Annotated in this window: 13 protein-coding genes; 6 read left to right on the forward strand and 7 right to left on the reverse strand. The window is 59.6% G+C overall.

All coding sequences use genetic code 11. The features are described from left to right. The first annotated feature begins 409 nt into the window (after nt 1–409). The 6 genes from ABLV54_RS16590 (at nt 410) to ABLV54_RS16615 (ending at nt 4976) form a co-directional block, all read left to right on the forward strand. Entirely contained in the window at nt 410–724 is a 315-nt protein-coding gene (locus tag ABLV54_RS16590; protein WP_023290762.1) for a BON domain-containing protein, read from the forward strand. A 145-nt stretch (nt 725–869) separates the two neighbouring features. Further along, the gene (yqaB, locus tag ABLV54_RS16595; protein WP_004205690.1) at nt 870–1436 is read left to right on the forward strand and encodes a fructose-1-phosphate/6-phosphogluconate phosphatase; all 567 of its coding nucleotides are present in this window, start codon (nt 870–872) and stop codon (nt 1434–1436) included. After that, entirely contained in the window at nt 1433–1861 is a 429-nt protein-coding gene (locus tag ABLV54_RS16600; protein ID WP_023290761.1) for a YqaA family protein, read from the forward strand. Before yqaB ends, ABLV54_RS16600 begins: the two co-directional genes overlap by 4 nt. Nucleotides 1862–1927: 66 nt before the next feature. Beyond that, nucleotides 1928–3484 (forward strand): glutamate--cysteine ligase, encoded by a 1557-nt coding sequence (gene gshA, locus ABLV54_RS16605; RefSeq protein WP_049013824.1) that lies wholly within the window; start codon nt 1928–1930, stop codon nt 3482–3484. Nucleotides 3485–3640: 156 nt separating this feature from the next. After that, complete coding sequence (gene luxS, locus ABLV54_RS16610) at nt 3641–4156, forward strand: S-ribosylhomocysteine lyase (RefSeq protein ID WP_023290759.1); 516 nt, start codon at nt 3641–3643, stop codon at nt 4154–4156. Between the two features lie 52 nt (nt 4157–4208). Next, a complete protein-coding gene (locus tag ABLV54_RS16615; RefSeq protein WP_032456498.1) occupies nt 4209–4976 on the forward strand; it encodes a helix-turn-helix transcriptional regulator in 768 nt (255 codons plus the stop codon). Here the strand turns inward: ABLV54_RS16615 and leuA are convergent. The 7 genes from leuA to proX all read right to left on the reverse strand — a co-directional run bounded on the left by leuA (nt 4955) and on the right by proX (nt 12490). After that, on the reverse strand, nt 4955–6631 hold the full coding sequence (gene leuA / locus ABLV54_RS16620) for a 2-isopropylmalate synthase (protein WP_101881224.1): 1677 nt from the start codon (nt 6629–6631) through the stop codon (nt 4955–4957). The genes ABLV54_RS16615 and leuA overlap by 22 nt on opposite strands. A 135-nt stretch (nt 6632–6766) precedes the next feature. Continuing rightward, nucleotides 6767–8305, reverse strand: coding sequence for a multidrug efflux MFS transporter permease subunit EmrB (emrB, locus tag ABLV54_RS16625; protein WP_002914342.1), 1539 nt, complete (start codon nt 8303–8305; stop codon nt 6767–6769). A gap of 15 nt (nt 8306–8320) precedes the next feature. After that, complete coding sequence (gene emrA, locus ABLV54_RS16630) at nt 8321–9493, reverse strand: multidrug efflux MFS transporter periplasmic adaptor subunit EmrA (protein ID WP_004205697.1); 1173 nt, start codon at nt 9491–9493, stop codon at nt 8321–8323. A 125-nt stretch (nt 9494–9618) separates the two neighbouring features. Next, nucleotides 9619–10149: a transcriptional repressor MprA gene (mprA, locus tag ABLV54_RS16635; RefSeq protein ID WP_002914337.1), complete on the reverse strand. Its 531-nt coding sequence runs from the start codon at nt 10147–10149 to the stop codon at nt 9619–9621. Between the two features lie 90 nt (nt 10150–10239). Next, nucleotides 10240–10575: an L-valine transporter subunit YgaH gene (gene ygaH, locus ABLV54_RS16640; RefSeq protein WP_004205699.1), complete on the reverse strand. Its 336-nt coding sequence runs from the start codon at nt 10573–10575 to the stop codon at nt 10240–10242. After that, nucleotides 10565–11311, reverse strand: coding sequence for an AzlC family ABC transporter permease (locus ABLV54_RS16645; protein ID WP_101881223.1), 747 nt, complete (start codon nt 11309–11311; stop codon nt 10565–10567). The genes ygaH and ABLV54_RS16645 overlap by 11 nt, the downstream gene beginning before the upstream one ends. 180 nt (nt 11312–11491) lie before the next feature. Continuing rightward, on the reverse strand, nt 11492–12490 hold the full coding sequence (gene proX, locus ABLV54_RS16650) for a glycine betaine/L-proline ABC transporter substrate-binding protein ProX (RefSeq protein WP_023290755.1): 999 nt from the start codon (nt 12488–12490) through the stop codon (nt 11492–11494). Nucleotides 12491–12494: the final 4 nt, after the last annotated feature.

Genomic DNA, 12494 nt, shown 5'->3' on the forward strand with positions numbered 1-12494 from the left:
GAGCGGTCGGAGGTTCGAATCCTCCCGGATGCACCATATTCTCCTTAGTAACAGCGAAAACGTTGTTTCATGGTCTGCGAATTTATCGTCAGTACCAGGGAGGATAACGTTGCGTAAGCAACGGCCCGAAGGGCGAGGCGCAGCCGAGTAATCCTCCCGGATGCACCATATTCTCCTTAGCAACAGCGAAAATGTTGTTTCATGGTCTGCGAAATTATCGCCAGCACCAGGGCGGATAACGTTGCGTAAGCAACGGCACCCTCTTCACGCTTCCCTCGCCATCCCGATAACCGCGTTTTCCATCCCAGTTTCATCCTGACTTTTTTTATTGGCAAGCCGCGCTTTCCACTATAATTTATCCTTGTATATCAGCGTTATCAGGCTGAGATAAATGCAAGGAGAGAAATCCATGAAATGGTTCAAAGCAATACCTGCTTTTTGCGCGACGCTGCTGGTGGCGACGGTCCTCGCTGGCTGTGCCGGTTCGTCCACCAAAGAAAGTACCGGCGGTTACATTGACGATACCGTGGTGACCACTAAGGTGAAAACGGCGCTCTTTAACGATAAAGACATCAAGTCCTCTGAAATCAGCGTCCAGACCTTTAAAGGCCGCGTCCAGCTGAGCGGATTTGTCTCCTCCGCGGAAAGCGCTAAACGGGCGGTGGAAGTCACCCGTCGGGTGCAGGGTGTGCGAATGGTCGAAAACGATCTGCGTATTAAATAAGGCCGGCTATCCGGTCTGATGCCTGAAGGCGCCTGTGGGCGCCTGTGGGCGCCTGTGGGCGCCTTTGTCGTCTGCGCCGCTGGCCGCGACAACGACCGGCTTTTGCGTTACAGTAACCATTCATTAACCGGTTGGTGAGAAGACGATGTACGAAGGTTACGCAGGACTGATCTTTGATATGGATGGCACCATCCTCGATACCGAGCCGACCCACCGTCAGGCATGGAACGAGGTGCTGGGCCGCTACGGTATGCGTTTCGACGAACAGGCGATGGTCGCCCTCAATGGCTCACCGACCTGGCGGATTGCCCAGGCGATTATTGAACTCAACCAGGCGGATCTCGATCCACATCGCCTGGCGCAGGAAAAAACCCTGGCCGTTAAGGCGATGCTGCTGGATAGCGTACGCCCATTGCCGCTGATCGAGGTGGTCAAAGCGTGGCACGGCCGTCGCCCGATGTCGGTCGGCACCGGTAGTGAAAGCGCCGTCGCCGAAGCGCTGCTGGCGCACCTGGGCCTGCGTCATTACTTCTCCGCGGTGGTGGCGGCCGATCATGTGGTCAACCATAAACCCGCGCCCGATACCTTCCTGCTGTGCGCCGAGCGCATGGGCGTCGCGCCGGAAAAATGCGTGGTCTTCGAAGATGCCGACTTTGGTCTGCAGGCGGCGAAGCGCGCGGGAATGGACGCAGTAGACGTGCGTTTGCTGTGAGCGACGCGCTGTCACTCCTCTCGCTGTTTGCCAGTAGCTTTTTAAGCGCCACGCTGCTTCCCGGCAATTCGGAGGTTGTGCTGGTTGCGATGCTTCTTACGGGGGTTAGTCATCCGTGGTGGTTAGTATTAATAGCAACAATCGGCAATAGCCTTGGAGGGGTAACTAACGTTATTCTGGGGCGCCTGTTTCCGCTGCGTAAAACCTCGCGCTGGCAGGAGCGGGCGGCCGGCTGGCTTAAGCGCTACGGCGCGGTGACGCTGTTGCTAAGCTGGGCGCCGGTTGTCGGCGATTTACTGTGTTTGCTGGCGGGATGGATGCGCATTTCCTGGGGACCGGTACTCTTTTTCTTATGCCTTGGAAAGGCGCTGCGCTATATCGTCATTGCGGCAGCGACGCTTCAGGGCATGACGTGGTGGCACTAATTGGACTGATAGTTCATCCATTACAATTATGCTTATTCAAACGATTTCGACAGGCGGGAGGTCAAATTGATCCCGGACGTATCACAGGCGCTGGCCTGGCTGGAAAAACATCCGCAGGCCCTGCAGGGTATTCAACGTGGTCTGGAGCGGGAGACGCTGCGCGTGAACGCAGACGGTACGCTGGCGACGACCGGTCACCCTCTGGCGTTAGGCTCAGCGCTGACGCATAAATGGATTACCACCGATTTTGCCGAAGCTTTACTCGAGTTTATTACGCCGGTGGACGGCGATATTGAGCATATGCTGACCTTTATGCGCGATGTCCATCGCTATACCGCGCGTCAGCTTGGTGACGAGCGGATGTGGCCGCTGAGCATGCCTTGCTATATCGCCCCCGGTCAGGATATTGAGCTGGCGCAGTACGGCACCTCTAACGTGGGACGCCTGAAAACGCTGTATCGCGAGGGGCTGAAGAACCGCTACGGCGCGCTGATGCAGACTATCTCCGGCGTGCACTATAACTTCTCGCTGCCGATGACGTTCTGGCAGGCGAAGTGCGGTGTGGAAGACGCTGAAAGCGGGAAAGAGGCCATTTCGGCAGGCTATTTCCGCACGATTCGTAACTACTATCGCTTTGGCTGGGTGATCCCGTATCTGTTCGGCGCCTCGCCGGCGATTTGCTCTTCATTCCTGCAAGGAAAGCCGACGACGCTGCCCTTTGAGGAGACGGGCAACGGCATGTACTACCTGCCGTACGCCACCTCGCTGCGCCTCAGCGACCTCGGTTATACCAATAAGTCGCAAAGCAATCTCGGAATTACGTTTAACGATCTGCACGAGTATGTGGCAGGATTGAAGCGCGCGATTAAAACGCCGTCGGAAGAGTACGCCAAAATCGGGCTGGAAAAAGACGGTAAGTATCTGCAGATCAACAGCAATATCCTGCAGATTGAAAACGAACTCTATGCGCCGATCCGCCCGAAACGCGTCACCCGTCGGGGCGAAACCCCGTCCGATGCGCTGCTGCGCGGCGGCATTGAGTACATTGAAGTGCGTTCGCTGGATATCAACCCGTTCTCGCCGATCGGCGTTGACGCCCAGCAGGTGCGTTTCCTCGATCTGTTTATGGTTTGGTGCGCGCTGGCCGACGCGCCGGAGATGAGCAGCGATGAGCTGCTGTGCACTCGCACCAACTGGAATCGGGTGATTCTGGAAGGCCGTAAGCCGGGCTTAACGTTGGGCATCGGCTGCGAAAGCGCGCAGTTCCCGCTGGCGCAGGTAGGTAAAGATCTGTTCCGCGATTTACGCCGCGTGGCGCAGACGCTGGATAGCATTCACGGCGGCGAGGCCTATCAACAGGTCTGCGATGAGCTGCTGGCCTGTTTTGACGATCCGGAATTAACCTTCTCAGCCCGCATTCTGCGTTCTATGATTGAAGAAGGGATTGGCGGAACCGGCCGTGCGCTGGCCGATCGTTACCGGACCCAGCTGCGTGAAGAGCCGCTGGAGATCCTGAGCGAAGAAGATTTCATCGCCGAGCGCGACGCGTCGGTGGCGCGACAGAAGAAAGTAGAAGCGGAAGACAGCGAGCCGTTTGAGGCGCTGTTGGCGCGGCACGCGTAGCGCTGGAAAAGAAAAAGGCCACATCACTGTGGCCAAACTTTCATCTCTGATTCAGGGATGATGATGATAATAAATGCGCGTCTTTCATATACTGAGACTCGCGGCTGAACAAAGAGTTCATTTTATTTTAAAAAAATTCACTCCCGGAGGTGACGAATGCCGTTGTTAGATAGTTTCACAGTCGACCATACCCGAATGGAAGCCCCAGCGGTGCGTGTCGCGAAGAAAATGAACACGCCGCATGGCGATGAAATCACCGTATTCGATCTGCGCTTCTGCGTGCCGAACCAGGAAGTGATGCCGGAGCGCGGTATCCATACCCTGGAGCACCTGTTCGCCGGCTTTATGCGCGATCATCTGAACGGGAATGGCGTGGAAATTATCGACATTTCGCCGATGGGCTGCCGCACCGGGTTCTATATGAGCCTGATTGGTACGCCGGACGAGCAGCGCGTCGCCGACGCCTGGAAAGCGGCGATGGCCGACGTGCTGAAGGTGCAAGATCAGAACCAGATCCCGGAGCTGAACGTCTACCAGTGCGGGACCTATACCATGCACTCGCTGGAAGAGGCGCAGGAGATCGCTCGTCATATCATTGAGCGCGATGTGCGCATCAACAGCAACGACGAACTGGCGTTGCCGAAAGAAAAACTGCAGGAACTGCACATCTAGTGCTTCCGCCGCGGCCCGACGCCTGTCGCCGGGCCGCTCTCCCGACGCCGCCATGACGACCACCACCACCTTCTCCTTTCAGCACCGCCCGCTGGTGCCCTTTGCCCATGATTACGCTCACGGTGACCAGGAAGACTGGCATCAGCATGACTGCGCCCAGCTGCTGCATATTTTAAGCGGCGTGGTGCGGGTGGCGACGCCGGCAGGCTACTGGGTGGTGCCGCCCGGGCGCGGCGTCTGGCTGCCGGCGGGAACGCCCCACGCGCTGCGCATGACCGGCAACGTCGCGGCGCGCACGTTGTTTATCGATCCGCTGGCGCGCGCCGATCTTCCGGCGGGCTGCCAGATCGTACAGATCACGCCGCTGCTGCGGGAACTGATCGTCTCTTCCCTGGCGCTGGCAGAGCGCTATGCCCCCGCCAGCCGCGACGAACGGATTTATGAGCTGATCCTCGATGAGATCCGCGGGATGGCGATCCTGCCGTTTGGCCTGCCGGAGCCGCAAAGCGAAACGCTGCGCCGGCTGTGCCAGCAGGTGCGCGAGGCGCCGGGCGACGTCTGGAGCAGCAGCCAGGCGGCGAAGGCGTGCAGCATGAGCGAGCGAACCCTGAACCGCCATTTTCAGCAGCAGACTAGCCTGACGTGGCGCGAGTGGGTGCGCCGAGCGAAGCTAATGGAAGCGTTGATTCGCCTGGCGCAGGGCCACTCCGTCCTGCGGGTGGCGCTGGAGCTGGGCTACGGCAGCCACAGCGCCTTCAGCGCCATGTTTCGTCGGGTGATGGGCGTCGCCCCCAGCGACTATTTTCGTCCACCGGCCTGATCGGCGGCGCTGAGCGCATTGCACAGCGCCTGCAGCGAGGCGCGCGCCACGTCATTATCGATACCCACGCCCCAGTAGCTTTCTCCTTGCGGAAAAACGCAGCGGATATAGGCCACCGACCGGCTGTCGCTGCGCGTGCCGAGGGTATGCTCATGATAGTCCTTGATCATAAACGGCTGCCGAAACAGCGCGCTGAGGCCGCTGGCGGCGGCGGAGAGCAGGCCGTTGCCCTGGCCCTGCAGGCGTCGGGTTTCGCCGTGGTGACGCAGCGTCGCCTGCAGGGACAGCTGGCCATCCTGCTGGCTGGCGCTCTGATAATCGACCAGCGTCAGCGCAGGCTGCGCCTGCAGCCCGTAGCGCGTGCGGAACAGCTGCCACAGCGCATGGTGGGTCATCTCTTTGCCGTCGCTATCGGTGGCCTGCTGAACGTGCTGGCTGAAGTCCTGCTGCAGCCCGCGGGGCAGCTTCAGACCATGATTTTGTTCGATAAGCCAGGCGCTGCCGCTTTTCCCCGACTGGCTGTTGACGCGGATCACCGCCTCATAGCTGCAGCCAATATCCTGCGGGTCAATGGGCAGGTAGGGCATCCGCCATGGGTCGCCAGGCTGACGGGCATCAAACCCTTTTTTGATCGCATCCTGATGGGAACCGGAGAAGGCAGTGTAGGCCAGACTTCCCGCCCACGGGTGGCGCGGGTGTACGGGGATCTGATTGCAGTTTTCCACCACTTCCACCACCCGGTTCATCTGCTCGAAGCGAAGCTCAGGGTCGACGCCCTGGCTGTAGAGGTTCATCGCCAGCGTCACCAGGCAGACGTTGCCGGTGCGTTCGCCGTTGCCGAACAGGCAGCCTTCCACCCGGTCGGCGCCGGCCATCACCGCCAGCTCGGCGCTGGCGACGCCGGTACCGCGGTCATTGTGAGGATGCACGCTGATGCAGACCTCGCCGCGGCGGGAGAAGTGGCGGCAAAAGTACTCGATCTGATCGGCATAGACGTTGGGGGTGTTGACCTCCACCGTCGCCGGCAGATTGACGATCATCGGTCGCTCGGCGCAGGGCTGCCAGACGTCCGCCACCGCTTCGCAAATCTCGAGCGCAAACTCCGGTTCGGTGAAGCAGAAGGTTTCAGGCGAATATTCATATTGCCAGCGGGTCTCCGGCTGTTGTTCGCACTGCTGGCGGATAAGCCGGGTGGCGCGGGTCGCGAGGGCGATCACCTCGGCCTTGTCCATACCGAAAACCAGTTCGCGGAACAGCGGCGCGGTGGCGTTGTAGAGGTGGACGGTGGCCCGGCGGGCGCCGCGCAGCGCTTCAAAGGTACGCAGGATCAGCGGGTCCCGCGCCTGGGTCAGCACCTGGATGGTGACCTCCTCCGGGATGCGCTGTTCGTCAATCAGCTGGCGGACAAAGTTGAAATCGGTTTGCGAGGCGGAAGGGAAGGCGACCTCAATCTCTTTAAAGCCGCACTCCAGCAGCAGATCCCAGAACTGCAGTTTGCGGGCGCTGTCCATGGGCTCCGCCAGCGCCTGGTTGCCGTCGCGCAGGTCGGTCGACAGCCAGCGCGGGGCGTGGCTGATTTGCCGGTCCGGCCAGCGGCGGTCGGGCAGGGTAATCGGCGGATAGGGACGGTACTTTTCAGCAGGATGGCTCAGCATAGTGTTCTCCTTAATAGTCAGCCTCTATCCTGCCCGAGCGCCGGCTGGCGGGCTTTCGCAAACGAGACAGAAACTAGCGAGAACTGGACAACCTGACGCCGTAAAAAGGGACCCGCAGGTCCCTTAATGTGAGGCTTAGTGCGCGCCGCCGCCGCCGCCGCCGGCGCTGAACGGGGGTCTGGCGAACCACACCAGTCCCAACAGCAGGATGAAAATGGCCGCTGAGATCCAGAAGATTTCGTTGGCGGAGATAATCAGTCCCTGGTTGGTTATCTGCTGCGCTATCCAGCCGGACGCCTGCTGCTGCGTCATTCCCATCCCCTGCAGCTGATCGTAGATCTGCTGCGCATTGGGGTTGAACGGCGTCACCGATTCGGTGAGCTGCGCATGGTGCAGCGCCTCGCGGTTGGTCCACAGGGTGGTGGTGATCGAGGTCCCGATGGAGCCGGCAAGGGTACGGGTGAAGTTCGACAAGCTCGACGCCGCCGCCAGCCGTTCCGGCGGCAGGCCGGAGAGGGTGATGGTGGTCAACGGCATGAAGAAGCAGGCTACCGCGAAGCCCTGGATAAACTGCGGCCACGCCGAGGCGCCAAAGTCCATCCCCGGTTCGAAGGTCCAGGCGCGCCAGTAGAAGCAGACGGCGTACATGATAAAGCTGAAGGTGACCAGCCGTCGCATATCGAGCTTATGCGCAAAGCGGCCGATAATCGGCGACAGAATGACCGGGATCACCCCCACCGGCGCTGACGCCAGGCCGGCCCAGGTCGCGGTGTAGCCGTAGACCTCCTGCAACAGCTGCGGCAGCAGCACGATGGCCCCGAAGTAGAGCATGTAGGCCAGGCTGATACAGAGGCAGCCGATGGTGAAGTTGCGCGACTTAAACAGCGACAGATCGACAATCGGGTTATCGTCGGTCAGCTCCCAGACGATCAGGAAGCTTATCGCCACCACCGCCACGATGGTCAGAATGATAATTTCATTGGAGGAGAACCAGTCCAGCTCTTTACCCCGGTCCAGCATCACCTGCAGGCTACCGATACCGATGATCAGCAGCGCCAGGCCGACGCCGTCGATACGCCGCTGTTCGGTTTTGGTTTCCCGGTTGCGCAGGGTCTGCAGGGTCATCAGCACCACCGCCACGCCAATGGGCACGTTGATAAAGAAGATCCATCCCCAGTGGTAGTTATCGCTGATATAGCCGCCGAGGATCGGGCCGCAGATGGGGGCGACGATCACCGTCATCGACCACAGCGCCAGGGCGATAGAGCGTTTCGCCGGCGGATAGTTGCTGAGCAACAGACTTTGCGACAACGGGATCAGCGGCCCGGCAACAATCCCCTGAATGACGCGGAAGAAGATCAGCATCGTCAGGCTGTTGGAGACGCCGCAGGCCCAGGAGGCGATGGCGAAAGCGGTGGTGGACCACAGGAACAGCTTCACCTCGCCCACGCGCTTGGCCAGCCACCCGGTGATCGGAATGGAGATGGCGTTAGCGACCCCGAACGAGGTGATGACCCAGGTCCCCTGGCTCAGCGATGAGCCAAGGTTACCGGCGATGGTCGGGATCGCCACGTTGGCGATAGTGGAATCCAGCACCTGCATGAACGTCGCGAGCGACAGCGCAATGGTCATGATGACCAGCTGCGCGCCTTCCAGCGGTTTTTGCTGTTGCATTACACTCACCCCGAATTATCCGGCGTTGGCCTGAATGATCTCGTCTATCAGTTTATTGACCGGATCGAGAGCGATTTCGCGGGCATTGCTCTCGTAGACCGGGGAGCTCCGCACCTGGCTTGCCAGCATTTCGCCATCGCGATCGGTGGTGTTTACTTCCACCAGCGTCGAGAGGCCGATGCGCAGCGGATGTTCCGCCAGCTGTTTTTCATCCAGCTCGATGCGGACCGGCAAGCGCTGTACCACTTTGATCCAGTTGCCGGTGGCGTTCTGCGCCGGCAGCAGGGAGAAGGCGCTCCCGGTTCCCATATCCAGACCAACCACCTTGCCGGTGTATTTCACGTCATCGCCATAGATGTCGCTGATTACGGTGGCCGGCTGGCCGATGCGCATATGCGCCAGCTGGGTCTCTTTAAAGTTAGCGTCGATCCACAGGTTGGTCGCCGGAACCACCGCCATCAGCGGCGTGGTGGTGCCGATCTGCGCCCCAGGCTGTACCGAGCGGCGGGAAACGTAGCCGCTAATCGGGCTGACGATCTGCGTACGCTGCAGGGCCAGCCAGGCGTTACGCACTTCGGTCGCCGCCTGCAGCACCGCCGGCTGCTGTTCCAGTTTGGTACCCAGCACGATCGCCTGGTTGGCGTTGTACTGCTGGATCGCCACGTCAAGCTCGGCCTGCGCGCTGGCGACGGTGTCGCGGGCGTGCTGCAGCTCTTCGCGGCCGATGAGGTTCGCGGCGCCCAGCGGGATGCGGCGGTTCAGGTCAGCCTGCGCCTGGGCGAGGGCGGTCTTTTTGACGTCAATATTCGCCTGCAGCTGCTTGCTGTTGATCATCTGCTGACGGGTTTGACGCACGCTGGCGGCCAGCTGCGTTTTGGCTTTCTCAAACGCCTGTTGGGCATCGGTCTGATCGAGAGTGACCAGCGGATCGCCTTTCTGCACATAGTCCGTGTTGTCTGCCCAGACTTTGGTCACGCTGCCCGAGACCTGGGCCATAATTTGTACCTGGTTCCCTGCCACGTAGGCATCGTCGGTCTCTTCGTAGTGACGCAGTACCAGAAACCAGTAAATCCCATATGCCACGGCAATAATAATGAAGAGCAATGTCAGCAACAGAAGGGCGCCTTTACGCTTCCCTTTTTTGCTGCCTGGTTGCTGCGGGGTTTGGCTCTCCGCATTTGCGCTCATGTTATTCTCCACGATCTTATTATTTCACATCGGCTGAGCCGACCTGTTTATCAGAAAGGCCAGCAGAGATCTGCTGGCCTGGCTGTTTTCCTTGCAACGTAAAAATGGGCTGAGCGACGCCGCCCTTAGCGTAGAGAGTCCGCCAGCACGCCTTCTTCTTCCATCTGGTCAAGGCGGCTCAGGAGTTTGCGGGTAATGTGTTCGAGCTGATCTTTTTCGCTGGTGCTGAGTGAAGACCACAGCTGGTGCAGGCAGTTATGCTGCGGCGGCAGGACTTCACGCAAAAACTGATGGCCCTTTTCGGTCAGCTGCAGATGCAGACAGCGTCGATCGTTATCGCTCTCGCGGCGTTCAATCCAGCCGCGTTTTTCCAGTTCATCAGCGATACGGGTGGCGTTAGTACGCGACGAGCCCAGCGCACAGCTCAGCTCGGACGGCTGAATGCTGTGGTTTTCCTGCGACTCCAGCGTAATCAGCGCCATAAATAATGTCTCGTTAATTCCCTGCGCTTTGAGCATTTTATTGCGATTTTCCAGCAGTTTACCTTGCATATGCATGCAAAGACGAGTTAACAGAATCTCCTGGAACGGGAAATCTTCATGGCGGCTGGCGCGGAACTTGAGCATTTGCTCAATGGGAGTAAACGAACTATCCATTTGGGTATGACCTCATTAATTACAGCCGATATAATAACTATTGTGACAAATAAATCAAATGAATTATTGACCAAAATTGATACGCAAAGCTTAGAGCCCGCTGGCGATTTTCCAGGCCAGACCGTAGGCCAACGCCGACAGCAGGGTCGGGATAATAATGCTGCGGGTTTTCCAGAAGGCGCCCCCCAGCACCAGGAAGCCGATCAGCGTCGGCGCCAGGCGATGGGCATCGGCGAGGATCTCCGGCACGCTGGAGACCACCAGCAGCGCGCAAATCGAGGCGATGCCGATGGTATCCAGCAGCACGCTGACCGGGCCACGACGGGCAGGCCGGGCATGACCCGCGCGCAGACGCAGGGGAAGATAACGAAACAGATAGTTCACGCCGCCGACAATCACTCCGAGCAGAAGGACCTCACTGTTCATCCGGCATCCCCTTCAGCATGGCCTGGATCAGCGCCGTCAGACACCCGCAGACAATCCCGGCGAGGATCGCCGCCGGAATGGAAAATAACAGAATGCCGCCCAGCGCGCCCGCTAGCGCCGCCGTGACGCACAGCGATTGCTGGCGCTGGAAAGAGGCCAGCAGGAAGCTCATAAATAGCGCCGGCAGCATAAAGCCGAGCGCGGCTTCCACCGCCGGATAATCCACCAGCAGGCCGTTGCCGGACCAGGCGCCGGCCAGCGTGCCGCACACCCACGATGCCCACGAGGTAAACGCGAGACCAAGCATCCAGTTTTCGCTCCAGCGTCGGTTGTCGCGTACCAGCCTGGCGGTGGCGGCGGCGAAAACCTCATCGGTCAGGCCGAAGGCCCAGAGGGCGGTCTTCTTTTTGTCCAGCGCGGTATGAATGCGGCTGCGCAGCGAGGGGCCATACAGCACATGGCGGACGTCCATCGCCATCACCGTCAGGGCGGCGACCCACAGCGAACTGCCGGCGGCCAGCATGGCGGTGATCACAAACTGGCTGGCGCCGGCGTAAATAATGCAGGAGAAAAACAGGCTTTCCAGTGGGGTGAACCCCAGCCGGGTGGCGTTCAGTCCGAAGGCGAATGCCACCGGAAGGTAGCTGATGACGATGGGGAGACTGTCTTTAATGCCTTCGCCGACGGTAGCGACACGTTCAGATAAGGCACAGGTTAAGGGCGCGGGGTTTTCCATATGAATAACTTATCGCTGGATCCATGTGAAGGTGGCAAATTGACCGATGTCCCCACCTTAACAGAGCGCGACGCGCCTTAACACTATGAAAATGCCCGCAATCCGCTTTTCCATGACCCTGACGGGATGAAAGGCGGGGAAGGGGCCCGGATAAGGCGCCAGGCCTTATCCGGGGGCGGGTTACTGCTGCGCGGCGAGCGCGGCTTTCACCCAGCTGTCGAACAGCGGCTGGTGGGCTTTGATCCAGCCATCAACATGACCGTTAATGTCGGCTTCGGAAGCATGGCCTTCGTGCATCATCGCATTCTCGGCGTTGATGTCGGCGATCGGCAGCTTCATGACGCTAAACAGAGTGGCGGCGGCCGGATTTTTCTCCGCCCAGGCTTTGTTGGCGACAATGTGCATGGTGTTGACCGGGAAGCCATAGTTGGCGCCGTTGGCCAGTTTGGTATCGATGTTTTTCTGCTCGCCCGGCAGGGAGGAGAACGGCACCTGCAGCCAGACGACGTCTTTGCCAGGCTTCAGCACGTCGCTAACCCAGTACGGCGTCCAGGTGTAGTAGAGCACCGGTTTACCCTCTTTATAGCGGGCGATGGTGTCGGCCATCATCGCCGCGTAGTTGCCCTGGTTATGGGTGACGGTTTTGCTCAGGCCATAGGCGTCAATCTGGTGGTTAATCACCGCTTCGCAGCCCCAGCCCGGGGTACAGCCGGTGAGGTCCGCTTTACCGTCGTTGTTAGTATCAAACAGTTTGGCGATCTGCGGATCTTTGAGCTGATCGATAGAGGTGATGTGGTACTGCTCGGCGGTTTTTTTATCGATCAGATAGCCCTGGGCGGCGCCTGAGACGTACACCCCCTTGCGGTAAAATTTGTTATCACCGCCCGCCGCGGCGTACATGTCATCGTGCAGCGGCTGCCAGTTGGTGGCGATAAAGGTAGTATCCCCGGCGGCAATCGAGGTATAGGCGACGTTATAGTCCACTTCGCTCGGTTTTTCGACGGTGTAGCCAAGCTTCTCCAGCGCGCGGCTGACCAGCAGGGTCTGGAAGCTCTCTTCGGAGATAGTGCTCTGCGCCGGCTTGACGGTAATTCCTTTGCCCGGCAGGTCGGCGGCGAAGGCGCTGGTGGCGATCAGGGTGGCAAAGGCGGCGGTGGCCATCATCGTGCTATGTCGCATGGTG

Source organism: Klebsiella sp. JB_Kp042 (assembly GCF_040065275.1).
Classification (GTDB): Bacteria; Pseudomonadota; Gammaproteobacteria; order Enterobacterales; family Enterobacteriaceae; genus Klebsiella; species Klebsiella quasipneumoniae.

Bases quoted from the DNA above. Each gene is read 5' to 3' on its own strand.
- ABLV54_RS16590 (WP_023290762.1), top strand. From the start codon at position 410: ATGAAATGGTTCAAAGCAATACCTGCTTTTTGCGCGACGCTGCTGGTG.
- yqaB (WP_004205690.1), top strand. From the start codon at position 870: ATGTACGAAGGTTACGCAGGACTGATCTTTGATATGGATGGCACCATC.
- luxS (WP_023290759.1), top strand. From the start codon at position 3,641: ATGCCGTTGTTAGATAGTTTCACAGTCGACCATACCCGAATGGAAGCC.
- ABLV54_RS16615 (WP_032456498.1), top strand. From the start codon at position 4,209: ATGACGACCACCACCACCTTCTCCTTTCAGCACCGCCCGCTGGTGCCC.
- leuA (WP_101881224.1), bottom strand. From the start codon at position 6,631: ATGCTGAGCCATCCTGCTGAAAAGTACCGTCCCTATCCGCCGATTACC.
- emrB (WP_002914342.1), bottom strand. From the start codon at position 8,305: ATGCAACAGCAAAAACCGCTGGAAGGCGCGCAGCTGGTCATCATGACC.
- emrA (WP_004205697.1), bottom strand. From the start codon at position 9,493: ATGAGCGCAAATGCGGAGAGCCAAACCCCGCAGCAACCAGGCAGCAAA.
- mprA (WP_002914337.1), bottom strand. From the start codon at position 10,149: ATGGATAGTTCGTTTACTCCCATTGAGCAAATGCTCAAGTTCCGCGCC.
- ygaH (WP_004205699.1), bottom strand. From the start codon at position 10,575: ATGAACAGTGAGGTCCTTCTGCTCGGAGTGATTGTCGGCGGCGTGAAC.
- ABLV54_RS16645 (WP_101881223.1), bottom strand. From the start codon at position 11,311: ATGGAAAACCCCGCGCCCTTAACCTGTGCCTTATCTGAACGTGTCGCT.
- proX (WP_023290755.1), bottom strand. From the start codon at position 12,490: ATGCGACATAGCACGATGATGGCCACCGCCGCCTTTGCCACCCTGATC.